The organism is Streptomyces qinglanensis, from assembly GCF_900111245.1.
In the GTDB taxonomy this organism is placed as follows: Bacteria; Actinomycetota; Actinomycetes; order Streptomycetales; family Streptomycetaceae; genus Streptomyces; species Streptomyces qinglanensis.
Window position 1 is genome coordinate 68,192 of the sequence record NZ_FOGO01000006.1, and the last position, 22,780, is coordinate 90,971.

A 22,780-nucleotide genomic window follows, 5' to 3' on the forward strand; every position below is an offset into this window, starting at 1 on the left:
TGGGGCGGGGGTGCGGTCATCTCAGAAGCTCTCGGGCAGCCAGGGCGCGGGACCGGCGACCAGCGCGTCCAGCAGCTCCAGGTCCCGCTGGGCGCCCGCGGCCGTGCCCAGCCGGGCGGCGTGCCGCAGCGGGAGTCCGCCCGCGTACCAGGCCGCCAGCGTGGACGAGGGCAGCCGCACGGTACGGGCCGAGGGGCTGCTGCCGTGCCGCACCCGCATCCGCCCCGCCTCGAAGGTGAGCGCGTACGGCTGCGTCCCGCCCTCGGGCCGGACGACCTCCAGGCCGACGGCGCCGCGTACGCGGGTCGCCCAGCCGCGGGCCTGCAGGGCGGCGGGCACGTCGAGCAGCCGCAGCATCCACGGGTACCAGCCGTCCTCGCGCACCGCGTACCGGTCGAGCACCCACGGCAGCGGGCTGGGGCTCGGCAGGACCGCGCGGCGGAAGCGGATCTCGCGGACCTGCGGCGAGCGGGCGCCGACGGCCGCCAGCAGTGCGGGCAGCGCGTCGAGTTCGGCATGCCAGAGGTCGTGGACGACCGCGGCGACGCCCCAGGGGCGGTGCGGTTCGACGGTGACGGTCGCGTATCCGGCCAGCTCCCTGTCGGCCCTGTCGGCCCTGTCGGCCCCGTCGGCCCTGTCGGCTCCGGCGCCCCCGTCGCTCCCGGCGTCCCCTGCGCCCCCGCGCCGGACCACACCGAGGGTCAGCGCGCCGGAGATGGTCCGCTGCTTCCAGCCGTGCCACCAGGCGGGCCGGCGCAGTGTCCCGTTCCAGCCCGGCGCCAGTGCGTTCCGCAGCCGGGCGCAGGCGGCCTCGTCGGGCTGGACGGTCTCGAAGCGGGACCGCGGGGCGGGCAGCTCGGCGGGGTGGAGGACATGGCTGGAGGCGACGGCGACCGCCGCCCAGCCCCAGCGGCGGTATAGGCCGGGTGCCGGGGTCCAGGCGCAGGCCAGCACGGCGCCGTGCTCCTCGCGCAGGCGGCCGGTGCCCTCCCCGGTGAGGCGGCGGGCCAGTCCGGCGCCGCGTTCCCAGGGGGCGACGGCCAGCCACGCCACTCCTCCGGAGGGCACCGGACGGCCGCCGAAGTGCTGGTCGAAGGGGAGGAAGAGACCGCCGCCCAGCACGTGGGACCCGCGGACGGCCACCGCGGTGACGCCGTGCGCGCGCAGCGTCGCGTGGTCGTAGGGGACCTTGCCGAAGGCGTGCCGGGTGTGGGCCAGGTAGCCCTCGAACTCGCTGTCGTCGGCGGCCGTGCGGACGCGGGTCTCCATCAGTGCGGCACCTTCCTCATCCGGGTGTCCGGGTCACCCGACGGATCCGCTGCTCGTCCGGGAGGCGAAGTAGCCGGCGACCGCGTCGCACACCTGGCCGATTTCCCGGGCGTCCAGGTCGGGCCGGACGGGCAGGCAGAGGGTCTGCCGGGAGAGTTCCTCCGCGACCGGGCAGGGGTGGCGCCGCGCTGCGGGCCCGGCCAGGGCCGGCTGGTGCGGAAGGGGTGTGGGGTAGCGGACGACGGCGTCCACGCCCGAGGCTGTCAGGTGCGCGAGCAGGCCGTCGCGCTCGTCCTCGGTCCGGGTGCGGACCTGGAAGAGGTGGTAGACGTGCTCGCCGTCCTCGCCGGGCTCCTGGAAGCGCAGCGGGAGGCCGGCCAGTCGGCGCCGGTAGGTGGCGGCCACCTCGGCCCGGCGGGCGTTCCAGGCGTCGAGCCGGTCGAGCTTGTGCAGCAGGACGAGGGCCTGCAGGGTGTCGAGGCGGGAGTTGTAGCCCAGGATCTCGTGCCGGTTCTGCTGCGGCTGCCCGAAGTGCCGCAGCAGCCGCAGGCGTTCGGCCAGCTCGTCGTCCTGGACGCTGACGGCCCCGGCGTCGCCGGCCGCGGCCAGGTTCTTGGAGGGCGCGAAGCTCCAGCAGCCGGCGGCCGAGGCGGTGCCGACCCGTACTCCGTGGCTGCGGGCGCCGATGGCCTGGGCGCAGTCCTCGACCAGGAGTACCCCGGCGTCGCGGGCGAGCCGCCGGGCACGCGGCACGTCCGCCGCCTTGCCGAACATGTGGACGAGGATGACGGCGCGGGTGCGCTCCGTGAACGCCCCGGGAAGCCGGTCGAGGTCCATCAGGAAGTCGTCCTCGCGGCAGTCCACGTACACGGGGGTGGCCCCGCGCCGGGCGATGGCCTGCGCGGTGGCGTGGAAGGAGTTGGCGACGGTGACCACCTCGTCCCCGGGACCGACGCCGAGCGCGTCGAGGGCGAGGATCAGCGCGTCGGTACCGGAGTTGACCCCCACGGTGTGTGCGCTGCCCAGATATCCGGCCAGCCGCTGCTCGAACTCGGCCACCTCCTCGCCCAGTACGTAGCCGCCGCGCAGCAGCAGATCCCCGATCCGGGCCAGCAGCTCTTCCTCCCCGCCTCCGAACTGCGCGGGGTAGCGATACTTGGGAACGGTGGGCACAGTGGGCACGGCGGGGCCGGTGGAGCCGCCCATCAGCGCCCGCCGTGCGCGTCGTGCGCGTCGTGCCCGCCGTGCCCGCCGTGCTCGTCGTGCTCGTCGTGCTCGTCGTGCTCGTCAGCGATGCGGCCGTCGCCGCGCCCGTAGTCGTCCTCCAGACGGACGTTGTCCGAACCGTCGTCGTAGGTGGAGACCTCCACCAGCACGATGTCGGTGACGCCTTCGACCCGGTGCACCGCTCCGGGGTCGACGTGCGCCAGAGTCCCGGCGGGCATGGGCAGCCGCAGATTCTCGCCGTCCCGCGTCGCGCGGTAGTGCATCACCGCCTCGCCCTCCAGGATGAAGTAGCTCTCCCGCTTGTGCTCGTGGTACTGCAGGGAGGTGCGGTGGCCCGCCTTGATGCGGATGAACTTGAACCCGTACGGACCGTCCGGCTCCTCCTCGTGCAGCCAGCGCTCCTGGCCCCACAGCTTGACGACCTTCTTGGTGTCGGCGAACTCGATGACCCGTACGCCGGGGACGACCTCGCGGGACGGGCGTGCCTCGTGCGCCCCGCTGTCGTCCTCGGGCTCGCTGATGGAGGTGAAGGGTGCTCCGGTGGCGGGGCTGGCCATGTGCGGTCCTTCCGGGAGAGGGGCGCGGCGGTCGGTCGGCGGATGCGGGCGCGAGTACGTACGGCGGACGGGTCAGCGGACGGAGACGTGCAGCGGCGCCTGCAGCCCGCGGTCCCGCACGACGGGGAAGAACACCTCGGGAGGCCAGGTCAGCAGGTGCCAGACGATGCCGGCCACCGAGCGGTTGTAGGGCCAGTGCGCGGGATCGGTCATCCCCCAGCGCGAGAACGCCGTCAGCAGCACGGGGTCGGCCGGGACCCAGGCGCCGTCCAGCGCGAACTCCACCCAGTGGTGCAGCGTGCCGAAGGGCGGCGCGACCAGCAGTCCGGCACCGTGCCGGGCCCGGATCCCGCGCCGCTCGGCCTCCCGCAGCAGCAGCCGGGTGGGGATGAGGCAGTTGGCCAGCCGGGTCTCCCGGGCGAAGCCCTCGTCCTCGATGACCCCGTCCGGCAGGACGTACAGCTCCCAGTCGGCGACCAGGGAGAGCAGATCCGAGCGGTCCTCGTCGAACACCCTGCTGTCGGAGGGCAGTCGGGCCCGCACGGCGAAGGCACCGGCCGAGGTCTCGCGCAGGCTGCCCGGCTCGCTGTGGTCGGCCGCCCCGGGTACGGGGACGAACGCGCACTCCCCGGCGTGGCCCGGCTCGGCGCAGTCGGCTCGCAGCTCCAGCTCGTGGCGGTGCGGCTCCCCCGTGCGAGCCGCCGCGTCCAGCGCCCGCGCCTTGCGGGCCAGGGCCCGGAAGTAGGGCGAGGGCAGGTTCAGCCAGGTGCTGACGTTGTGCAGGTCGGTGCGCTCGAAGCGGCGCCGCTCCGCCGGGCCGCGGTGCGGCAGGCCGTGGTCGAGCAGCGCTTCGAGCAGTGCGGGACCGATGGCCCAGGTCTCCTGCGCGAAGGCGGCGTCCTTGGTGAAGGTGCGGTGCCGGTCCGGGACCCGCAGGACCCGGTCGACGGCCTCCTGGAGCGTGCCGGGCGCGTACACGTCGGTCACGGCGGCGCTCACAGCCCGGCCCCGCCGGTACGCGCGGCCGACGGCCGGCCCGCCCGCTCCACCGCGCGCAGCGCGGACTCGATCCGTTCGGCCACCGCCTCCCGGAGCACCGTCTCCAGCGGCGCCCTGCCGCGCGAGGCGAGGGCGTGCGCGGCCTCGGCACGGATGCGCCGTCCCTCGTCGCTGCCGAAGACGTAGTGGCCCGCGACGACAGCGCGCTCGACGTCGGTGGCGGTGGTGGAATCCAGCATCCACTTGCGCCACTTGCCGCTGTCGTGGGCGAGCCGCAGGAAGTCCTCCCTGGCTCGGGGCAGCGCCATCTCGTCCAGCACGCGCAGCAGGGCGCGGGTCTCGGCGACGCCGTACTCCGGTGCGACGTTGAAGGCGTCCACCCCGGTGCGCAGCAGCAGTGCCGTCTCCTCCGCGGTGAGGTAGTCGCAGTTGTGCGCCTTGAGGCGGACGCCTTCCTGGTGGCAGGTGGCGGCCAGGGTGGAGACCTGGCGCAGCGTCTCCTCGCGGGCCGCCGGATCGTGGAAGCGGCCCACGTTGCGCAGTTCGGCGACCTTGGTCCCGGTCTGCGCGACGACGTAGCGGGGGCGCGGCGCACCGGCCGCCTCGATGCCCTCCAGGACGAGCCGGAGGGCCGCTTTGAACTCGTCCGGATCGTTGGTGGACACGTCCTGCGGTTCGAATCCGATCTCGTAGGCGATGTCGGCGCCGCGTGCGGCGGCCTCGGCGTGGCAGCGCGCGTACAGCTCGACGAGCCGCGCGGCGGCGGTCGCCGCCGGGACGGGTCCGGTGCCGGGGCGGCCCTCGGAGGTGTCGATGTGCAGCAGTCCGAACCCGGCGTCCAGGTCGGCGGCGAAGGAGCGCACGCAGGAGTCCAGGGCCTCGGCGGGCTCGGCGATGCCGGCCTCGGCGGTGTGCATCCAGGGGCCGCCGTGGTCCCGGCACAGGAGCAGCAACCCGTCCGGGTCGCGCTCTCGGACGTGGGCGGCGAACTCCGCGGTGGTCCAGCCCAGATAGCCGCCGCCGAACTCGGCCGCGTCCACCTGGCGGCGGCTGGGGATGAGCATGAGCGGGGTGCGGGTGCGCCGGGCGACGGTGAGGGCCGCGTCGACGGTGCAGCGTGAGACCGGGCCGATGCCGACCACTGGTTCCATGGGTGTCGTCCCCTGACTGTCGAGGGTGGCTGCGCTCAGCGCGACCGGTGGGTGGAGAACTTCGCCAGGTCGCCGATGTCGGAGTCCGGCGGCCAGGTGCACCAGGGGAAGGTCTCGTAGGCGCCGGGTCCCGTGCCCTCGGCGTCGAACCAGTCGGCGGCGCGCGCGTGGTGCAGGTGCACCAGGTGGTCGTCGCGGTACCGGTCGAGGCCGCCGTGCAAGTCGGCCCGCCAGGTGAAGTCGTTGTCGGCGCCGCCCCATCCGGCGGTGAACCGCTCGTCGTAGCCGCCGATCCGGGAGAAGAGGCTCTCCCGGAGCCAGACGCAGGCGCCCGGGGTGCGGCGCAGGAAGACGCCGCGCAGCGCGTCCCGGCGCACGGCTGCGGCTCCCTCCAGGCAGCGTTCGCCGACGGCCTGGTGGCTGGAGGCGGCGTCCAGGTACAGCATGTCCTCGAACGGCCAGTGCGCCTGGGTGCCCGGGGTGCGGAACCGTTCGACGGCCCGCGCCACGAAGCCGCGGTCGACGAGGATGTCGGCCTCGAGCACGCAGATCAGCTCCGCGGGCCGGGCCCCGTGCACCACGCCCGCGTTGATCGTCCAGGAGTAGTTGAAGGGTCCGGCGTTCTCCGCGAACAGATAGGTGTCGCAGTAGGTGCCGTACAGGTGCTCCCAGCGCGGCCGGGAATCCGCCTCCACGACGACCACGCGGTAGCGGTCGCGCGGATGGCTCTGGTCGTTGAGCGCGTGCAGTACGGCCGCCAGGTTGCGGGTGCGCTCCCCTTCCTCGCCCCGCTCCCGGAAGGGGATGACCAGCGCCGCGTCCACCGCGCCGGTGGGCCCGGCGGCGGGCCGCGCGGTACGCAGGATCTCGGCGGCGCCGGGGGCGCCGAGTCCGGCTGGCCGCTCGGTGCCGGTCTGCATCCGCAGCCGGGAGCGGGTCTCGGCGTCCCAGGCGGCGGCTGCCAGGTGCGCGATGCCGGGCTCCGCGGGGTCGCCGGCGAGCCTGTCGGTCAGCAGCGCCGTCAGTGCGCGGCACGCGGCGCTGTCCGCGGGGTCGGCGACGACCGTTTCGGCCAGGGCGTGGACGCGCGCGTCCGGGAGGGCGAGCACGGCGTCGGCGACCGCGCGGTGCGCGTCCCTGGACCAGTGCCAGAAGCCGGGGGCGGCCGACTGCGCGGACGGGTCGGCGGTGAGGGCGACACTGCTGACGGCGGCATCCGCGAGGACGGCGGGGTCCTGATGCCTCCAGCTCATCTGGCGGTCCTCTCGGCAAGCGGGGGTGGACGGCCACGACCGGGGGCCGGTTGAGCCGCTGCGCTCATCCTGCGGTCCGCCGCGCACCCGCCGACAGCCCCGGACGGGCACCCGGACCGGGGCGGGCGAACGGGGGTAGCCGATCGGGTAGCCCCGGTGGTCAGGGAACCGCGGAACGGCCGCCCGGGCAGGGCCGGAAGGCGCCCTGCGCCACCCGGGGCAGAGCGGGGCGGCGGCCCGCGGCGTTCCCGTCGAGCCCGGTGTTCAGTCGATCAGACCGAGTTTGATCGCCGTGACGACGGCCGCTGTCCGGTTGGCGGCACCGAGCTTGAGCAGCACGCTGCTCACCAGCCGCTTGACGCCGTGCTCGGAGATCCGCAGGCGGCGGGCGATCTGCTTGTTGCTCAGCCCGGCCACCAGGTGTGTGAGCACGTCGTACTCGCGCGCGGTCAGCCGCACCCTGCGGGCGGGCAGCAGGTGGGCCGACTCCCCTGCCTGGCTGATCAGTTGCCGCCCCAGTCGGAGCGGCATCGGCATCTCGTCGGCCGCCAACTGCGCGAGCGCCCGCTCCAGGGCCGCCGCGGTCAGCTCCTCGCGCAGCAGATAGCCGTCGGCGGGCAGCCGGGCGAGCGCCGAGTCCGATGCGGCGTCCGCCGGGTCGAGGAGGAGCAGGGTGCGCACTCCCGGATGGGTGTGGCGCAGGCGCCCGAGGGAGGCGGAGGCGTGGGTGGAACTGGAGAGGATGAGCACGTGGAACCTGTTGCCGGCCAGGGCCTGCTCCAGTGCGGCGGGGTGGGTGAACTCCTCGGCGTGCCCCACGGGCGCCAGGCCGGGCAGCATGGCGCGCAGGCCGAGCCGGAGGAGTTCGGCCTCGACGTGGACGGCGACCGCGAGCCGGGCCGCGGTGCGCTCGCTGCTGTCCGGCTTTTCCTGGATCTCGGTCAATGCGTTCACCCAATCCCCGCGCAGGGGCCACTTCCGGGTGGCGGAGGTGGTCCGGTCCTGACTGCCGCGAGCGATGATCCCGCAGAGTCCCGCCCCAGGGAAGCGAGTTGACGGAGCGTCTGCTGGTGTACGACCACGCCTTTGTGACGCATGTGGTCCGCCGCGCCGCGGTACCCGACCGGACGCGACACATGGCAGCGCACGACACACAACCCCGTTCCCCTGTACGGCAGTTGACTCTTGTCCCGGACGGAGGGGCCGCGGTCAGGGGCGCCTGCCCGGGGCGAGCGCGGCATCGGCCCGGTCGAGGATGCCGGTGAAGACGCGAGCGACGGCAGGGGCGGCGACCCGGGAGAGGGTCGCGCCGAAGGGCAGCCGCGCCTGGAAGGTGGTCGTCCAGGTGACGAGTGTGCCGTCCGCCCGCTCCTCGAACGCCATCCGGCCCAGCCCGTGCCGGGCGGGCGGGACACAGCGGTCGACGGCATAGTCGAAACCGTGCGGCCGGTGGTAGGCGGTGATCCGTTCGCGGTACCAGCCGATCAGCCAGGTGTGCAGCCGAACGGCACCCACCCCGTACGGCGCGCCCGCGCCCGGCCGGGCCAGGCGGGCTCGCAGGACGTAGCGGGAAGCGCTGTAGTGCGCGCTGGTGGCGCACCAGTCGAACACCTCGGCAATCGGCGCCGCGATCACACGGCGCACCGTCACGGTCTGCACAGACGACCCCTCTCCTCAGGCTGGTGCTCGTCCGGGCCCCGGACGGGTCTGCTGTCCCGGACGGGTCTGCTGTCCCGGACGGGTCTGCTGTCCCGGACGGATCTGCTCGACGGCGGAACCTTGCGGTCACACCTCGCGGGCCCTCCTGCCGCACCGGGGCGGGCACGCGCGGAGGGCTCCGCAGCTCAGACCGGATGCGACGCACCGGCGGGACAGCAGCCGGTATGACGTGGCCCACACGTCGGCCCGGCGGCCCGGCGGGCCCGGCGGCCCGGCCGGAGAGACGTCGCCGGTCCTGACCGGGACTGCGCGGAGCACCCGGCGGGGCGAGGCACGATCCGCGATCGGCGCCGTCGGCGCCGAAGGACCCCTGCTCGCCCGCAGCGTGCACACGCTCCGGAGTCGGATCGCGACGCGGTGTACCCTGCGCACGATTGCCCGGCAGGCCCCGCGGGTACCACGCCTGTGCAGGCCGGGCACTCCTCGGCGAGTCGCCGACCCGGCTCGGTCGATCGGCTGCCGTACCGGGCGGCGCCGACAGGCAGGCAGGCAAGGGGTGTGACATGACCGCACCGGAACCCGTATCCGCACCGGACCCCGCCACCGCCGCTTCCGCACCCGCGCCCGGGCGCGCGGAGCCCGGGGCTCCCTACACCGATCCGACCCTGGGCATCCCCGTCGCCACCTCCTGGCGCGGGGAGCCCCGCAACCGGCTGGTGACCGTCGGGGACTCGCTCACCCAGGGCTTCCAGAGCTGCGCCGTCTTCCGGACCGATCTCTCCTACCCGGCGATCATCGCGCACGAGCTCGGCTGGGCGGAGCAGTTCCGCCATCCCTCCTTCGAGGGCCGGGGAGGACTCCCGCTCAACCTCGAGATGCTGCTGCGCGACCTGGAGGACCACTGCGGTCCGGCCGTCGACTGGTGGGACACGCCCGCGGTGCTCTTCCGGGCCCGCCGCTTCATGGACGAGGTGGAGGACTACTGGGAACGCGGCGGGGGGTGCGCCCCGGCGGCGGGCACCGCCATCAACCACAACCTGGCCGTGTTCGGCTGGGATCTGCGCGACGCGCTGGACAAGTCGGCCGACGTGTGCAGCAGGATGATCGAGACTCCGAGAGACGACCTGGTGCGCCAGGTGGTCGGCAATCCGGGCGAGCGCGCGGCGCTGCGCACCCTCCCCACCCGGCCCCCTGGCGCCGGGGCGCACACCCAGGTGAGTGCGGCGGCGGCGCTGGGCGAGCAGACCGGTACCGCCCCGCGGGGGGCCGCGGGTGCGGAGGAGCGGGAGCTGGATCCGGAGCACGGCATCGAGACGCTGATCGTCTTCCTCGGCGCCAACAACGCGCTCTCCTCCGTCATCGAGCTCAAGGTGGCATGGAGCGAGGAGGGCTACGACGACCTGGAGGAGAAGAAGCGGTTCACTGTCTGGCGGCCCGAGCACTTCGCGGCCGAGCTGCAGCAACTGGCGCACGAGGTGGGCCGGATCCGGGCGCGGCACGTGATCTGGTGCACCGTTCCGCACGTCACCATCGCCCCCGTCGCCCGCGGCGTGCACGGGAAGCTGGAGCCCGGCTCGCGCTACTTCCCGTACTACACCCGGCCCTGGATCGACGACGGCGCCTTCGACGCCGACCGCGACCCGCATCTGACCGGGGAGCAGGCCGCCGCCGTGGACGCGGCGATCGACCAGTACAACGACGCGATGGCGGAGACCGTGCGCGCGGCGCGGCGGGCCGGGCGGGACTGGTACCTGCTGGACGCGGCCGGGCTGCTGGACCGGCTGGCCTGCCGCCGCTACTTCGAGGACGAAGCGGCGCGGCCCGGCTGGTGGACGCCGTATCCGCTGCCGCGCGAGCTGCGCGCGCTCGATCCGGTGCCCAACTCGCGGTTCCTGCTGAGCGACGGCGACCGGCGCAGCGACGGGGGGCTGTTCTCGCTGGACGGCGTCCATCCGACGACGGTCGCCTACGGGATCCTGGCCCAGGAGCTGATCGACGTGATGCGGCAGGCGGGCGTGGAGTTCCGCACCCCGTACGGCGGGCAGCCGCGCACGGACCCGGTGCGGGTCGACTTCACCCGGCTGGTGCGCCACGACACCCTCATCAACCGCCCGCCCGCCAACGTCACCTCGGGCCTGCACGCCATCGGCTGGGCCGACGAGGCACTGGACGTGCTGGTCCGGGCCCTGCGAGTCGGCCGCGGAGGAAAATAGGACGGCAGGAACATCGCACGGGCGGCTACGGTTCCCAGGCGGCTTACGGTTCCGTAAATGCGTCTATCGGGTAAGGGGTACGTAGGATCATCGCCTCGGTTCACTTCGGTGAGGCCCCGCTCCCGTAGCGCACCAACGCCCAGGCCAGGCACCCGAAGGCGGCGGTGTTGCAGACCGTGCGGACGACGTTCCACCGGTGCCATCCGTCCTCGAAGCGCTCGCGCAGCGCGGCCAGCCGCTCGGCGCCGTCCGGGAGGCCACCGGCGTCGAGCGCGTCGTTGAGCGGCACGTTGAACGCCATGGTGATCACCAGGACCGCCACGTAGAGCACACCTGCCGCCGCGATCCAGGGCACCGCGGCCCTGCTGCCGCCACCCCACAGGTGCAGCGCCCCGGCGGCGGCGATCAGCAGCAGCGAACCGGCGAACAGCAGCAGGAACCAGCCGTTGAGGATGGCGGTGTTGATGCGCTGCATGCCCTCCACGAAGGTCCGGTCCCCGGCCCGCCGCAGGCCCGGTGAGACCGCCACCGCGAAGCCGTAATAGAGGCCCGCGCTCAGGCCGGTGAGCAGCACGGCCCCCAGCAGTGAAACTCCTTGCAGTGCACGCACGTCTGTCCCCTCTCGGCCGCTCCGGGCGGCTCTCCGCGGGGCCCGCGCCGTTCGAGCGGGCCGTGCGACCAGTCAACCGGGGCGGCGGCCGGTGTCCCATGGCCGGAGCGCTCAGGGGGATGTGCGGACGTCGCACCCGCCACGCGTGGGACCAGTCGGTGAAAAACGGAAGATATCCGGCGCGCCGCTCAGGTTCGACAGTCGGATTTTGTCAAGGTCACTCTGCTTCATCTCGGGAGGCGGAGTCGTTCCATGCCGGAATTGCCGACACAGCGCACTGCACATCACGGCGGCGAGCCGCACGGGGGGCTGACCGTCCTGCATCTCGCCCAGCCCGTCGAGGGCGGTGTCGCACGCGTCGTCGCCGACCTGGCACGGGCCCAGGTCGAAGCGGGACTGCACGTCGTCGTGGCCTGCCCCGCGGGCGGCGAACTGGCGGACGCCGCAGCCGCGGCGGGAGCCCGGACCCTGCACTGGCCGGCCGCACGGGAGCCGGGAGCCCGGGTCGCGATGGAGGTCTACGGCGTACAACGACTGCTGCACACCGTACGACCCGACCTCGTGCACGCCCACAGTGCCAAGGCGGGCCTCGCCGCGCGGCTGGCGCTGCGCGGCCGGGTGCCCACCGTCTACCAGCCCCACGCGTGGTCCTTCGAGGCCGCGCGAGGACGCACCGCACGGCTGGCCCGCGCCTGGGAGCGGTACGCCACCCGGTGGGCCGACCGCGTGCTGTGCGTGAGCGAAGCGGAGCGGGCGGCCGGCGCCGCCGTCGGCGTCGAAGCCCGGTGGGCCGTGGTGCACAACGGCGTCGACACCGCGCGCTTCACAGCTTCCCCGGCCTCGCAGGCCGGACGCGGGGCCGTGCCGCGCCCGGGGCCGCGCGCACCGGCGCTCCCGGCGGTGGCGGACCTGCCGCCCTCGGCGGTACTGGTGGTGTGCGTCGGGCGGCTGTGCGAACAGAAGGGCCAGCGCACCCTGTTGCACGCCTGGCCGCAGGTGGCGGCCAGGGTCCCGGACGCCCGCCTGGTGCTCGTCGGTGACGGGCCCGACCGGGAGGAGCTGCGCCGAGCAGCGCCCGCCGGGGTGGTGTTCGCCGGTGCCAGCGGCGCGGTGGCCGACTGGTACGCCGCAGCCGACCTGGTCGTGCTGCCCTCGCTGTGGGAGGGCATGGCGCTCACCCCGCTGGAGGCGATGGCCTGCCGCCGCCCCGTGGTGGTCAGCGACGTGGCCGGGTCCCGCGAACTGCTGCCCCCCGGACAGCAGGCCGACTGCCTGGTGCCGCCCGCCGATCCGGACGCGCTCGCGCAGGCGGTGGCCCGCCTGGCCCTCGACCCCCGGCTGCGTGCGGAGCTGGCCGACGCCGCGCACGCGCACGTACGCGCCCGGTTCGACCTCACGACGACCACCACCGCCGTACTGGAGCTGTACCGGGACGTGCTGCGGCACCGGACGGCGACGGTGGCGGTTCCCGCCGCGGAAGGAGCGGGCAGCAGATGAGCACCGACAGCACTGACGACTCCCGGGAACCGCACAGCGCGACGAACCCGGCGACGGCGACCGCCGAAGGCCCCGCGCGCACCACCCCCGTCCTCCCCCGGCCGGTGTCCGGCACCGGGGGCGAACCGGTCCCGCAGGAAGGGCGGTCGGCGCCCCTGCCGCTCCCGTCGGCCCGCGAACCGGTCGCCCTGCCGCCCACCGGTCCCGCCCGGCGCCGCCGCACCGGCGGGCCGGCACTGCTCACCGCCGACCTGGCGGGGACCGCAGCGGCCGTGCTCTCCTGCGCCGGCCCGCACGCCGCACCCGTGCTGCTGGCCCCGGTCTGCGCGAGCCTGCCGGTGCTGTGCGCCCGAGCGGGCCTCTACCGGCCCGGGCTCGACCCGCAGGCACTCGACGAACTGCCCGCCGTCGGCAAGCGCGCGGCCCTGGCCTGGTGCGTCGGCGCCACGGTGCTCGCCGCGTGCGACCGCACCGGGGCGCTGGGGCCGACCGGTCTGCTCGCGGGCTTCGCCGTCAACACGGCACTGGTGTGCGCACTCCGTGCCCTGGTGCACGGGGTGCGCCGCCGCCGCGGTCGGCGCCGCCCGCGGAGCGCCCTGGTCGTCGGCCGGGGCGAGACCGCCCGGGCGGTGACCGCGGCGCTCGTCGAGCGACCCCGGTACGGACTGCGGCCGACGGCACTGGTCGAGCCGGGCCCGGACGACGCCGCGGCACCAGGCGGCTCCGGAGGCACGGGCGGCTCCGCGAGCGCGAGCGGCTCCGGCAGCACGGGCGGCTCCGACGGCGGCAAGCTGCCCGGCACCGGCCGCAGCGAACCGGCGGACGGCGCCGCCGCACACCCGCCGCTGCCCGTCCTCTCCACGCCGGAGGAGGTGGCACGCGAGGTGGCGCGGCACGCCGTGCGGGACGCGGTCTTCCTGCAATCCCCCTGGGAGGACCCGCACTCCGCGGCAGTGGCCGGGATGCTGGGCGCCCGCGGGGTCGACGGCTGGCTGGTCCGGCCCGGTTGCGCACTGGGCGCACACGGCGGGCACGCCCCCTCCGGCAGCCGGCGGCCCGACGAGGCGCACCTGTGGGGCTTCTCCTGCCGGCGCCTGACGCTGGACTGCCCCCGGCCGCGCACCGGCCTCCGCAAGCGGCTGCTGGACATCGCACTGGTCACCCCCGCACTGCTGCTGGCGGCGCCGGTGCTGGCCGGCTGCGCCCTGGCGGTCCGGGTACTGGACGGGCCCGGCGTGCTGTTCCGGCAGGAGCGCATCGGGCAGGACGGACGCCCCTTCACGCTGCTGAAGTTCCGCAGCGTGCGGCCCGCCGACGACCACGAGGCGGCGACCCGGTGGTCGGTCGCCGGTGACGCGCGCACCAGTCCCGTCGGCCGGCTGCTGCGCCGCACGTCGCTGGACGAGCTGCCGCAACTGTGGAACGTGCTGCGGGGCGACATGAGCCTGGTGGGGCCGCGGCCGGAGCGGCCCTACTTCGTGGGGCACTTCAGCCGCCTCCACCCCGGCTACGCGCAGCGGCACCGCACTCCGGTCGGCATCACCGGGCTGGCCCAGGTGCACGGGCTGCGCGGCGACACCTCCATCGCCGACCGGGCGCGCTTCGACAACCACTACATCGAGACCTGGTCGCTGTGGCAGGACGTGCGGATCATCTGCCGTACCGCGGCCTCCCTCTTCCGGCTGGAGGGCCGGTGAGCGCGGTGGCGGGCGGCGCGCCGCCCGCCATCCGGGACGGCCGGACCGCGCTGGGCCGCGCCGTGCGGCGCTGCGGCCTGGACCGGCCGGTGGTACCGGTGCTGGTGACGGTGGGGCTGCTGTGCGCACCGCCGGACAGTGCGGGCCCGGGCGGCCACAGCGGAGTGACCCCCGCCGACCTGAGCTCCGGTGTGCTGGTGGTGTGGTGCGCGCTCGGGCTGCTGCGGGACCGGGCCCGGCAGCGGGCCGGGGGGCGGCTCCCGCGCCGGGCACTGACCCCGCGGGCCGCGCTGGTGCTGGGCGCACCGACCGCGGCGTTCGCCGTGACCACGGTCGCCTCGGCCGATCCCGCGGCGAGCCTGCCGGGCTTCGTGCGGTATCTGCAGCTCTTCGTCCTGGTGCCGGGTGCGGTGCTGCTGGCGCTGCGCGACGCGCGGGACGCCCGGCTGCTGTGCGGTGCGGTGGTGCTGCTGGCGCTGGTGGAGGGCGGCATCGGCGTCGTCCAGGCGGCCACCGGCACCGGTGCCTCCTACCAGGGCGAAGAGGTCCGCGCGGTGGGTACCTTCGGCGCGCTGGACGTGATGGGCATGGCCACGGCCGTGGCCTATGGGCTGGTGATCGCGCTGGCGTGCGGGCTCGTGCCGCCGGCCGGGGCGCCCCGGTGGCTGCGCCCCTGCGCGCTGGGCTCGGCCGCCGCGCTGGTGCTGCCGCTGGCCCTCTCCTACAGCCGAGGAGCGTGGCTCGCGACGGTACCGGCCTGTCTGCTGCTCCTCGCACTGCGCGGCATCCGCACGACCGTGTGCGCCCTCGCCGCCGTGACCGCGGCCGGCGTGGTGCTGGTCGGCGGATTCGGGGTGGCCACACACGAGTTGGGCCAGCGGGTCGGCAGCATCACCGAGGTCTCGGCCTCACCGGACCGCTCGGTGACGGACCGCTACACCCTCTGGAGCGCGGCGACGGACATCTGGCAGCAGGCTCCCGCCACGGGTGTGGGCCCCAAGGGCTTCCCCGAGCACCGGGACACGCACGCCGCGCTGGAGCTGTCCTCGGGCAGCGACGCGGCGGGCGCGGGGGTCCCCTTCCAGCGGGAGCCGCTGCTCTCGCCGCACAACATGTATCTCCTGGTCCTCAGCGAACAGGGCCTGGTGGGCACGGTGGCGCTGCTCGGTGCCTGGGGCGCGCTGCTGGTGTGCGCGCTGCGCCGGCTGGCCGACGCGCGGAGCCGCGGAGCCGCCTGCGGGGTGCGCGACTGCGGCGCCGCGGCCACCGCGCTGCTGGTGTGGCAGGCCGTGGACTTCCTCTACGGCGACATCGGTGGCCCGTCGACGGTACTGACCGCTCTGGTGCTGGGACTGGGCACCTGGTGGGCCCTGTCGCCCGCGGCCGAGGAGCACGCGGAGGGCCGGCAGGCCGGCGGGGACCTCGCCGCATGACCGACCCGTCCGCCACCCCGCACGCGCCGGCATCCGCGCCGGCCGGCGGGGCACCCCTCCCGACCGGTCGGCGACCGGACCCGTCCCGGCAGGACGCACCGCACCCAGCCGCGCCGCACCGGGCCGTGCGGCAGCCGGTCCCCCAGCGGCCGGACGCACCCCAGCAGGAGGCGCCGCGGCCGGACCCGCGGCCCGCGTCGGCGCCCGCAGGCGAGGAGTCGCCCCGGCTCGGACGGTTCCTCGCCCGGGCGGCCGCGGTCACCGCAGGGCTCACTGCCGCGGGTTCGCTGTTCGGGCTGCTGCGGGACCAGGCCATCGCCCAGCTCTTCGGCGCGGACTCCGACACCGACGCGTTCCTCGTCGCCTGGACGGTCCCCGAACTGGCCGCCACCCTGCTCATCGAGGACGCCATGGCGCTCGTCCTGGTGCCCGCCTTCAGCCTCGCCCTCTCCCGCAGGGCGGCCCGCGCGGAGGGAACCGCGGGGCAGGCCGACCCGGTGCGGGCGCTGGTGGCGACCACGCTCACCCGGCTCTCGCTGCTGCTCGCCTGCACCGCCGGGCTGCTGATGCTGGCCGCGCCGTACGTGGTGCGGGTGCTCGCACCGGGCCTGCCCGCCACCGGCACCGCGGTGGACTGCCTGCGGCTGACCGCGCTGACCGTGGTCACCTTCGGCCTCGCCGGGTACTTCAGCGCCGCGCTGCGCGCGCACCGGCACTTCACGGCACCCGCCGCCATCTACCTCGCCTACAACGCCGCCACCATCGCGGTCATGTTCGCCGCACACCGCGCCTGGGGGGTGCGGGCCGCCGCGCTGGGCGTGGCGGTGGGCGGCGCGCTGATGGTGCTCATCCAACTGCCCCCGCTGCTGCGCCGCCTGCCGCTGCGGCAGCAGCACCCGGCGCAGGGCAGGGCCCCGAGCACGGCGCGCGGCGGACAGCGGAGCGCGCACACCGGGACGCTCGTCGGCCTCGGCGTACTCGCGCCGGTCGTCACGTTCGCGGTGAGCCGCCAGGCACAGGTCTTCTTCGAACGCTTCATGGCCTCTTCGCTGCCCGCGGGCGCCATCTCGCACCTCAACTACGCGCAGAAGGTGGCCCAGCTCCCGATGGTGCTCTCGCTGATGGTGTGCACGGTCACCTTCCCGGTCGTGGCCCGCGCCATGGCAGACGGTGACGCGGTGGCGGCCCGGCGGCGGGTGGAGCGCGACCTGGCGACAGCCGGGACGGTGGTGCTGCTGGGCGCCGCGTACGTGGTCGCCTGCGCCCCGCAGATCATCGGCCTGCTCTTCGAGCGCGGCGCCTTCGACGCGCGGGACACCGCCGCGACGGCCGCGGTGATGCGCGTCTACTGCTGCGGGCTGCTGGGGCACAGCATGGTCGGCGCCCTGGTGCGGCCGTTCTTCTCCGGCAGCCGTCCGCCCTGGTACCCGGCCGCGGCGATGGGGGCCGGGCTGGCCGTGACGGTGGGCACCGGCGCTCCGCTGGCGGGCGGTTGGGGCGTTCTGGGCATCGCGGCGGCGAACGCGCTGGGCATCACCACCACCGCTGCCCTGCTGCTGCACGGGCTGGGCGCCCGGGTGGTGGCCATCGACGTGTCCGGCGTGGCGGCCGGGCTGCTGCGGCTGCTGGTGGCCGCCGCCGCCGCGGCCGGTGCGGGCTGGACGGTGTCCGGGCTCTTCGCCGTACCCCTGGCCGGGGCGCTCGCCGGCGGGTGCGCCGTGCTGCTCGCCTTCCTCTGCGTCGGGCTGCTGGTGGGAGCCCCGGAGCTGTCGCATCTGTCCACCGCCGTCAAACGGAGGTTCCCGCATGCCCGCTGACACCCGCAACCGGGCCCCCTGGCTGCTGATGTACCACTCGGTCTCCGACTGCCCCGACGATCCGTACGGCATCACCGTCTCGCCGTCGCGGCTGGAGCGCCAGTTGCGCTGGCTGCGCGACCGGGGGCTGACCGGCGTGAGCGCCGGACGGCTGCTGCGGGCCCGTGCTGCAGGGCGGGACGCCGGGCTGGTGGGGCTCACCTTCGACGACGGTTACGCCGACTTCCTGACCGCCGCCGTACCCCTGCTGCGCCGGTACGGATGCACGGCCACCGCGTTCGTGCTGCCGGGACGGCTGGGCGGCGACAACGCCTGGGACGAACTCGGGCCGCGCAAGGCGCTGCTGGACGCCGACGGCATCCGGGAGGCGGCCGCGGCCGGGATGGAGATCGGCTCGCACGGGCTGGTCCACACCGATCTGACCGGCGCCGACGACACGACTCTGGAGCGCGAGACGGCACACAGCCGGGCACTGCTGGGCGAGCTCACCGGAGCGGCACCCGCCGGGTTCTGCTATCCCTACGGAACGCTCGACCACCGGGCCGTGCAAGCGGTGCGCGCCGCCGGCTACCGCTACGCGTGCGGCATCGATCCGGGAGCGCTGACCGGAGTGCACGCCCTGCCGCGCGCCCACGTCGGCGCCCGGGACACCTCCGTGCGGCTGTATCTGAAGAAGGTGCTGCACCCGCTGCGGCGCAGGCCGCTGCCCGCGGCCTCCGCCCCAGCGGAAGCCGCCCGCCCGGACGGGGTGCGCCGATGAGGGTGCTGCACATCATCACCGGCCTGGGCGTCGGCGGGGCCGAGGAGCAACTGCGGCTGCTGCTGCGCCATCTGCCGGCCCATTCCGTGCGGGGCGAGGTGGTCACCCTCACCTCGCCCGGCTCCGTGGCCGAGGGCATCCGCGCCGACGGCACCCCCGTCGCCCATCTGGGGATGGCGGGCAACCGCGATCTGGCCGCGCTGCCCCGGCTGGTGCGGCTGGTGCGCTCCGGGGACTACGACCTGGTGCACACCCATCTGTACCGGGCCTGTGTGTACGGCAGGATCGCCGCCCGGCTGGCCGGGGTGCGCACCGTGGTGGCCACCGAGCACTCGCTGGGTGAGCGCGCGTTGGAGGGCCGCCCCCTCACTCCGGGTGTGCGCGCCCTCTATCTGGCGACCGAACGGCTCGGCACCACCACCGTCGCCGTCTCCGCGACGGTCGAGCAGCGGCTGCGCCGCTGGGGCGTTCCCGCCGCCCGGCTGTGCACGGTGCCCAACGGCATCGACGCCGCCCGCTTCCGCTTCGATCCCGCCGCCCGCGCCGCCGTGCGGAACGGTCTGGGGCTGGCACCGGACGCCTTCGTGGTGGCCGGGGTGGGCCGCCTGGTGGCGGGCAAGCGCTTCGACGCCCTGGTGGACGCGGTGGCCGCGCTGCCCGGTGCGCATCTGCTGCTGGCCGGGGACGGCCCCGAACTTGCGGCGCTGCGCGCCCGCGCCGCGGCGCTGGGGGCCGGCGACCGGCTGCGCCTGCTGGGCGAGTGCGCGGGCGGGCCCGGTGCCGGGCAGACACCTCGCGGCACGGGACCGGATGTGCCCGGGGTGCTGGCAGCCGCCGATGTGTTCGCCGCACCGTCCCCCGAGGAGTCCTTCGGGCTGGCGGCCGTCGAAGCGCTCGCCGCCGGACTGCCCGTGCTCTACGCGGCCTGCCCGGCGATCGAGGACCTCCCGCCCGGTCAGGCTCCGGGGGCGCACCGGTTCGCCGCTTCCCCGGACGGCCCGGCCGAGGCGCTGCGCGGGGCGCTGGCGCGGCATGCGGCGGACACCTCACGGGCCCCGGGCCCGGCCCGGCTGCCGGTACCGCCGGTGGTGCACCGCTACGACATCGCGCGCTGCGCCGAGCGCCTGGCGCTGGTCTACCGCACGGCGCTGGGCACGTCCCCGGACGGCGGGACCGCACCCGCCCGCACGCCGGGGGCGGCATCACCGGCGCTGCCGTCCCTCTCCCCCGACCGCCCCCTGACAACGAGGTGAGTTCCATGTCCAAGGCCGCTCCGGGAACGGCGGAGTCGTCTGCCGAGAACACCGGGAACACCGGGGAATCCAGGGAAACCCCGGAAACCGGGAAGACCGACGAGGCGGCAGCCCCCGGCACCGGGCGCGGCCGCGGTGCCGCCCGGCCCGCGGCGCGCCGGAATCGCCGCAGGCGCCGTTCGCGGATCCTCGGGTGGTGGCCGCTACCGGTGTGCGTGGCACTGGGGGCGCTCGGCGGGGGCGGGTACGCGACGCTCACTGAGCCGCGGTACGAGGCCACCAGCTATGTCCTGGTCTCTCCCGGCCCGCACGCCGAGGCGGCTTCGGCGCTGGGCTATGCCCAGGCGTACGGGAAGGTGGCCACGGACGCCTTCGTGCTCGGCGCCGCGGAGGCCGATGCGGGGCTGCCGCGCGGGGCGCTCCGCTCCCGGGTGCGGGCGGCCGCCTCGCCCGACGCACCGATGGTGCGCATCACCGGCAGCGCGCCGCGGCCGGGCCGTGCGGCGGACTACGCGGACGCGGTGGCGCGTTCGCTGACCGGCGCGGCGAAGAAGTCGGCCAAGCGGACAGGGGTGCGCCTGACGGTCGTCGCGCACGCCGCGCCGTCGGCCGGACCGGTCTCCCCCTCGATGCCGATCGCGGTGGCGGTGGGGACGAGTGCGGGCGGGCTGCTCGGCGCGCTGGTGCTGCTGGCCCGTCCGCAGCGGCGCCGGGCAGCGGACGGCGCGGCCGTCCCGGCTCCGGCGCCCGGCGGGGACGACACTGCGTCCGCCGCGCTGCCGGAGGCCGCCGGGCGTGCGGCCGCCGGACTGGAGGGGGCCCGATGACCTCACCGCTGCCGCCGCCCACCCGCCGCCGGCTGGCCGGGCCGGTCCTCTCCCCCTGGCGCAGCGCGCGGGGCGATGCCTCCGGACAGCCACCGGTCCGGCTGACGGCGACGCTGTGCCGCGCGGAGGAGCAGTTCGCCGCGCTGGCCGACGAGTGGGAGGCGCTGCGCGCCCGCAACCGGTCGGCGACGCCGTTCCAGAGTCACGCCTGGCTGTGGTCGTGGTGGCGGTCCTACGGGCGGCGCGGCAGGCTGCGGGTGGTCCTGGTGCGGGAGAACGGCCGCCTGGTCGCCGCCGCGCCGCTGATGCTCGTGCACCGTCCGCTGCCGGCGCTGGTCACGCTCGGCGGCAGCATCTCCGACTACCAGGACGTGCTGCTGGACGACAGTTGCCCGCGGGCCGCCGGGGCGCTGGCCCGCGCTCTCCACTCCGCTTCCCGCAGCGCCGTGCTCGATCTGCGCGAAGTGCGCCCGGGCGGTGCGGCGGAGCGGCTGTACGCGGCCTGGCCGGGGGTCAGCCGGTGCCTGGCCGACTCCTCCTGTCTGGAGCTGCCCGGCATTCCGATGGAGGAGATGCTGCGGCGGCTGGCGCCCGCCAGCGCCAAGCGCACCCGGCGCAAGGTCCGCCGGATCGCCGAACTCGGCATCGAGGCGCACGACGTGACCGGGGAGCGGGTGGCCGACGCGGTGCGCACGATGCTGCGGCTGCACGAGCGGCAGTGGCGCGGCAGGGGTGTCACGCCCGAGCATCTGCGCTCCCGGTTCGGCGCGCATCTGGTGCGTGCCACGACCGCGTTGGTGGCCTGCGGGGACGCGGCGGTGACCGAGTACCGGATCGGCGGCCGGGTGGCGGCCTGCGATGTCGCCTTCACCTCCCGGGACCTGGTGTGCGGCTATCTGTACGGTGCCGATCCGGCGCTGCGCGAGCAGCGGGTGGACATCGCGACGATGCTGCTGCAGCACGACGCCCATTACGCCGCCGCCAGCGGCCGGGGCACGCTGAGCATGCTGCGCGGCACCGAGCCCTACAAGTTGCGCTGGCGCCCGGTGACCGCCGTCAACCGCCGCTATCTGCTGGCCCGGCGGGAGCTGGCGCCCGCGCTGGGGCTGCTGGCCGCGCAGGCGGCGGCCCGGGAGCTGGCGGCCGAACTGCTGCGCAAACGGCCGCTGAGCTCCGTGGTCCGTGCCCTGCCGGGCCGTGCCTGCCGCGGCCCCCGGACCCGGCAGTGACGCCGTGAGCGCAGCACCGCGCTGGGCCCGGTCCGGGCGGCTATCGGCCCAGGGAGCGCAGCCAGTCGAACCGCACGCAGTAGTGGCCCAGCCCCCAGCACCGGTCCCACCAGGGACGGGGAGCGGACGCGGGCGGCGAGGGCCGCGCAGGGCCCGGGGCCTGCGTCTGCCCGGTCTGCCGGGGCGGCCCCGTCCCGGCGCCCAGCGCCGCCCGGTACACCGCGGCGGAGGCGGGGTTGCGCGCACAGCGCCACACGCCGTGCGGGCAGTAGTCGCTGATGGTCTGGTAGAGCGGCTTGTACCGGTCCATCCACTCCAGCATGCGGCGGGTGTACTCGGTGTTGTCGCCGTTGCGGAACAGCCCCCACTCCGGGTACGAGACGGGCTTGCGATGCCGCGCCGCGAAGTCGACGTGCGCCTGGAGTCCGTACGGTTCGCGCACCTGCTCCTCGAAGCGCATGCCGCGTGGCTGGTCGTAGGCGTCCATGCCGAGCACGTCCACCACGTCGTCGCCCGGGTAGCAGCGGGGCCAGGGGACCGCGTCCCGGCCCCGGCTGGGCGCGAAGTCGAAGCGGAACCGCTGGCCGTCCACCGCGCGCATGGCGGTCACGATGCGGCGCCAGTACGCCCTCCACGCCTTGGGGTCGGGGCCGCAGCGGTGTGTGTAGGTGGTGCCGTTCATCTCCCAGCCCAGTACCAGGACGGTGTCCGCGAGGCGCCGGCGCACCAGTCGTTCGGCCAGCTTCCGGTAGTGGCCGTCGAAGCGCCCGGCCGCGCCTTCGCGCAGCAGGGCGCGTACCCGCGCGTCGGAAAGGCCGGCCTCGTTGCGGGCGGCCATCGGCACGTTGAGCACCAGCAGCCGCTTCGGGTCGGCGTGCCGCCAGCGCGCCCAGGGCTCCAGGAACCGCGGCGGGCCCTCGATGTCGGTCCACAGGCGGCCGGGCAGGAAGGTGTGCCCGGCGCGCAGCCGGGTGCCGCCCAGCCAGCGCTCCATCCCGCGGATGCGGTGCACCCCCTCGGGTCCGGAACCCAGGAACGCGCCGACGGCCGGATCGGCGGCGGGAACCGGCGCGGAGGGGGAGGCGGACGCGGAGGGAGCGGAGGACGAGGGGGGAGCGGGCCGGCTCGGGGCCGGGGAGGCGGAGGGCTGCGGGCTGCGCAGCGGCCGCTCGCCCGGCTCGGTTCCCGGTCCGCCGTTCGGCAGCACGGTGCAGGAGGCCAGCAGCCCCGCGGCGAGGACCCCGCCGCACAGCACCGCCCTGATCCGCTGACGTCTGTGGCTCCGCATGGCTCCTCCTGGTCGCCTCCGGGCCGCTGTGCGGCCTCGGC

Annotated in this window: 19 protein-coding genes; 9 read left to right on the top strand and 10 right to left on the bottom strand. The window is 75.5% G+C overall.

What is annotated here, in order from left to right; all coding sequences use genetic code 11:
- Nucleotides 1-21 precede the first annotated feature (21 nt).
- The 8 genes from BMX65_RS14665 to BMX65_RS14700 all read right to left on the bottom strand — a co-directional run bounded on the left by BMX65_RS14665 (nucleotide 22) and on the right by BMX65_RS14700 (nucleotide 8,115).
- The gene (locus BMX65_RS14665) at nucleotides 22-1,269 is read right to left on the bottom strand and encodes a GNAT family N-acetyltransferase (RefSeq protein ID WP_075000720.1); all 1,248 of its coding nucleotides are present in this window, start codon (nucleotides 1,267-1,269) and stop codon (nucleotides 22-24) included.
- Between the two features lie 33 nt (nucleotides 1,270-1,302).
- Nucleotides 1,303-2,475, bottom strand: coding sequence for a DegT/DnrJ/EryC1/StrS family aminotransferase (locus tag BMX65_RS14670; protein WP_079171895.1), 1,173 nt, complete (start codon nucleotides 2,473-2,475; stop codon nucleotides 1,303-1,305).
- The gene (locus BMX65_RS14675) at nucleotides 2,475-3,053 is read right to left on the bottom strand and encodes a cupin domain-containing protein (protein WP_075000721.1); all 579 of its coding nucleotides are present in this window, start codon (nucleotides 3,051-3,053) and stop codon (nucleotides 2,475-2,477) included. The genes BMX65_RS14670 and BMX65_RS14675 overlap by 1 nt, the downstream gene beginning before the upstream one ends.
- A gap of 72 nt (nucleotides 3,054-3,125) precedes the next feature.
- Nucleotides 3,126-4,052 (bottom strand): transglutaminase-like domain-containing protein, encoded by a 927-nt coding sequence (locus BMX65_RS14680; protein WP_075000722.1) that lies wholly within the window; start codon nucleotides 4,050-4,052, stop codon nucleotides 3,126-3,128.
- On the bottom strand, nucleotides 4,049-5,203 hold the full coding sequence (locus BMX65_RS14685) for a class II D-tagatose-bisphosphate aldolase non-catalytic subunit (RefSeq protein ID WP_075000723.1): 1,155 nt from the start codon (nucleotides 5,201-5,203) through the stop codon (nucleotides 4,049-4,051). The genes BMX65_RS14680 and BMX65_RS14685 overlap by 4 nt, the downstream gene beginning before the upstream one ends.
- Nucleotides 5,204-5,238: 35 nt before the next feature.
- On the bottom strand, nucleotides 5,239-6,456 hold the full coding sequence (locus BMX65_RS14690) for a glycosyltransferase family 2 protein (RefSeq protein ID WP_075000724.1): 1,218 nt from the start codon (nucleotides 6,454-6,456) through the stop codon (nucleotides 5,239-5,241).
- Nucleotides 6,457-6,720: 264 nt separating this feature from the next.
- Nucleotides 6,721-7,410, bottom strand: coding sequence for a response regulator transcription factor (locus BMX65_RS14695; RefSeq protein WP_239502169.1), 690 nt, complete (start codon nucleotides 7,408-7,410; stop codon nucleotides 6,721-6,723).
- Between the two features lie 255 nt (nucleotides 7,411-7,665).
- A complete protein-coding gene (locus tag BMX65_RS14700) occupies nucleotides 7,666-8,115 on the bottom strand; it encodes an SRPBCC family protein (protein ID WP_075000726.1) in 450 nt (149 codons plus the stop codon).
- Nucleotides 8,116-8,678: 563 nt separating this feature from the next.
- Between BMX65_RS14700 and BMX65_RS14705 the strand changes: the two genes are divergently transcribed.
- Nucleotides 8,679-10,328, top strand: coding sequence for an SGNH/GDSL hydrolase family protein (locus tag BMX65_RS14705; RefSeq protein ID WP_075000727.1), 1,650 nt, complete (start codon nucleotides 8,679-8,681; stop codon nucleotides 10,326-10,328).
- 100 nt (nucleotides 10,329-10,428) lie between these two features.
- Here BMX65_RS14705 and BMX65_RS14710 read toward each other — a convergent pair whose 3' ends face one another.
- On the bottom strand, nucleotides 10,429-10,938 hold the full coding sequence (locus BMX65_RS14710; RefSeq protein ID WP_075000728.1) for an anthrone oxygenase family protein: 510 nt from the start codon (nucleotides 10,936-10,938) through the stop codon (nucleotides 10,429-10,431).
- A 252-nt stretch (nucleotides 10,939-11,190) separates the two neighbouring features.
- On the opposite strand from BMX65_RS14710, the gene BMX65_RS14715 reads away from it, so the two are divergent.
- The 8 genes from BMX65_RS14715 to BMX65_RS14750 are packed head-to-tail and all read left to right on the top strand — an operon-like array spanning nucleotide 11,191 to nucleotide 21,451.
- Nucleotides 11,191-12,435 carry a glycosyltransferase family 4 protein gene (locus BMX65_RS14715; RefSeq protein ID WP_075000729.1) on the top strand — a complete coding sequence of 415 codons (1,245 nt, stop codon included), beginning with the start codon at nucleotides 11,191-11,193 and terminating at the stop codon, nucleotides 12,433-12,435.
- Entirely contained in the window at nucleotides 12,432-14,132 is a 1,701-nt protein-coding gene (locus BMX65_RS14720) for a sugar transferase (RefSeq protein ID WP_075000730.1), read from the top strand. The genes BMX65_RS14715 and BMX65_RS14720 overlap by 4 nt, the downstream gene beginning before the upstream one ends.
- Entirely contained in the window at nucleotides 14,129-15,565 is a 1,437-nt protein-coding gene (locus BMX65_RS14725) for an O-antigen ligase family protein (RefSeq protein WP_075000731.1), read from the top strand. The genes BMX65_RS14720 and BMX65_RS14725 overlap by 4 nt, the downstream gene beginning before the upstream one ends.
- Nucleotides 15,562-17,382 (top strand): murein biosynthesis integral membrane protein MurJ, encoded by a 1,821-nt coding sequence (gene murJ, locus BMX65_RS14730; protein WP_239501982.1) that lies wholly within the window; start codon nucleotides 15,562-15,564, stop codon nucleotides 17,380-17,382. Before BMX65_RS14725 ends, murJ begins: the two co-directional genes overlap by 4 nt.
- Nucleotides 17,372-18,142 carry a polysaccharide deacetylase family protein gene (locus tag BMX65_RS14735; protein WP_177214270.1) on the top strand — a complete coding sequence of 257 codons (771 nt, stop codon included), beginning with the start codon at nucleotides 17,372-17,374 and terminating at the stop codon, nucleotides 18,140-18,142. Before murJ ends, BMX65_RS14735 begins: the two co-directional genes overlap by 11 nt.
- Nucleotides 18,139-19,395, top strand: coding sequence for a glycosyltransferase (locus BMX65_RS14740; protein WP_075000732.1), 1,257 nt, complete (start codon nucleotides 18,139-18,141; stop codon nucleotides 19,393-19,395). Before BMX65_RS14735 ends, BMX65_RS14740 begins: the two co-directional genes overlap by 4 nt.
- 5 nt (nucleotides 19,396-19,400) lie before the next feature.
- A complete protein-coding gene (locus BMX65_RS14745; RefSeq protein WP_075000733.1) occupies nucleotides 19,401-20,222 on the top strand; it encodes a YveK family protein in 822 nt (273 codons plus the stop codon).
- The gene (locus tag BMX65_RS14750) at nucleotides 20,219-21,451 is read left to right on the top strand and encodes a GNAT family N-acetyltransferase (RefSeq protein ID WP_075000734.1); all 1,233 of its coding nucleotides are present in this window, start codon (nucleotides 20,219-20,221) and stop codon (nucleotides 21,449-21,451) included. The genes BMX65_RS14745 and BMX65_RS14750 overlap by 4 nt, the downstream gene beginning before the upstream one ends.
- Before the next feature lie 40 nt (nucleotides 21,452-21,491).
- Here BMX65_RS14750 and BMX65_RS14755 read toward each other — a convergent pair whose 3' ends face one another.
- Entirely contained in the window at nucleotides 21,492-22,739 is a 1,248-nt protein-coding gene (locus BMX65_RS14755; RefSeq protein ID WP_075000735.1) for a glycoside hydrolase family 26 protein, read from the bottom strand.
- Between the last annotated feature and the right edge of the window lie 41 nt (nucleotides 22,740-22,780).

Excerpts from the sequence above, each read along its gene's own strand:
- BMX65_RS14665 (WP_075000720.1), bottom strand. The coding sequence starts at position 1,269 with ATGGAGACCCGCGTCCGCACGGCCGCCGACGACAGCGAGTTCGAGGGC.
- BMX65_RS14670 (WP_079171895.1), bottom strand. The coding sequence starts at position 2,475 with ATGGGCGGCTCCACCGGCCCCGCCGTGCCCACTGTGCCCACCGTTCCC.
- BMX65_RS14675 (WP_075000721.1), bottom strand. The coding sequence starts at position 3,053 with ATGGCCAGCCCCGCCACCGGAGCACCCTTCACCTCCATCAGCGAGCCC.
- BMX65_RS14685 (WP_075000723.1), bottom strand. The coding sequence starts at position 5,203 with ATGGAACCAGTGGTCGGCATCGGCCCGGTCTCACGCTGCACCGTCGAC.
- BMX65_RS14690 (WP_075000724.1), bottom strand. The coding sequence starts at position 6,456 with ATGAGCTGGAGGCATCAGGACCCCGCCGTCCTCGCGGATGCCGCCGTC.
- BMX65_RS14705 (WP_075000727.1), top strand. The coding sequence starts at position 8,679 with ATGACCGCACCGGAACCCGTATCCGCACCGGACCCCGCCACCGCCGCT.
- BMX65_RS14715 (WP_075000729.1), top strand. The coding sequence starts at position 11,191 with ATGCCGGAATTGCCGACACAGCGCACTGCACATCACGGCGGCGAGCCG.
- BMX65_RS14720 (WP_075000730.1), top strand. The coding sequence starts at position 12,432 with ATGAGCACCGACAGCACTGACGACTCCCGGGAACCGCACAGCGCGACG.
- murJ (WP_239501982.1), top strand. The coding sequence starts at position 15,562 with ATGACCGACCCGTCCGCCACCCCGCACGCGCCGGCATCCGCGCCGGCC.
- BMX65_RS14735 (WP_177214270.1), top strand. The coding sequence starts at position 17,372 with ATGCCCGCTGACACCCGCAACCGGGCCCCCTGGCTGCTGATGTACCAC.
- BMX65_RS14740 (WP_075000732.1), top strand. The coding sequence starts at position 18,139 with ATGAGGGTGCTGCACATCATCACCGGCCTGGGCGTCGGCGGGGCCGAG.
- BMX65_RS14745 (WP_075000733.1), top strand. The coding sequence starts at position 19,401 with ATGTCCAAGGCCGCTCCGGGAACGGCGGAGTCGTCTGCCGAGAACACC.
- BMX65_RS14750 (WP_075000734.1), top strand. The coding sequence starts at position 20,219 with ATGACCTCACCGCTGCCGCCGCCCACCCGCCGCCGGCTGGCCGGGCCG.
- BMX65_RS14755 (WP_075000735.1), bottom strand. The coding sequence starts at position 22,739 with ATGCGGAGCCACAGACGTCAGCGGATCAGGGCGGTGCTGTGCGGCGGG.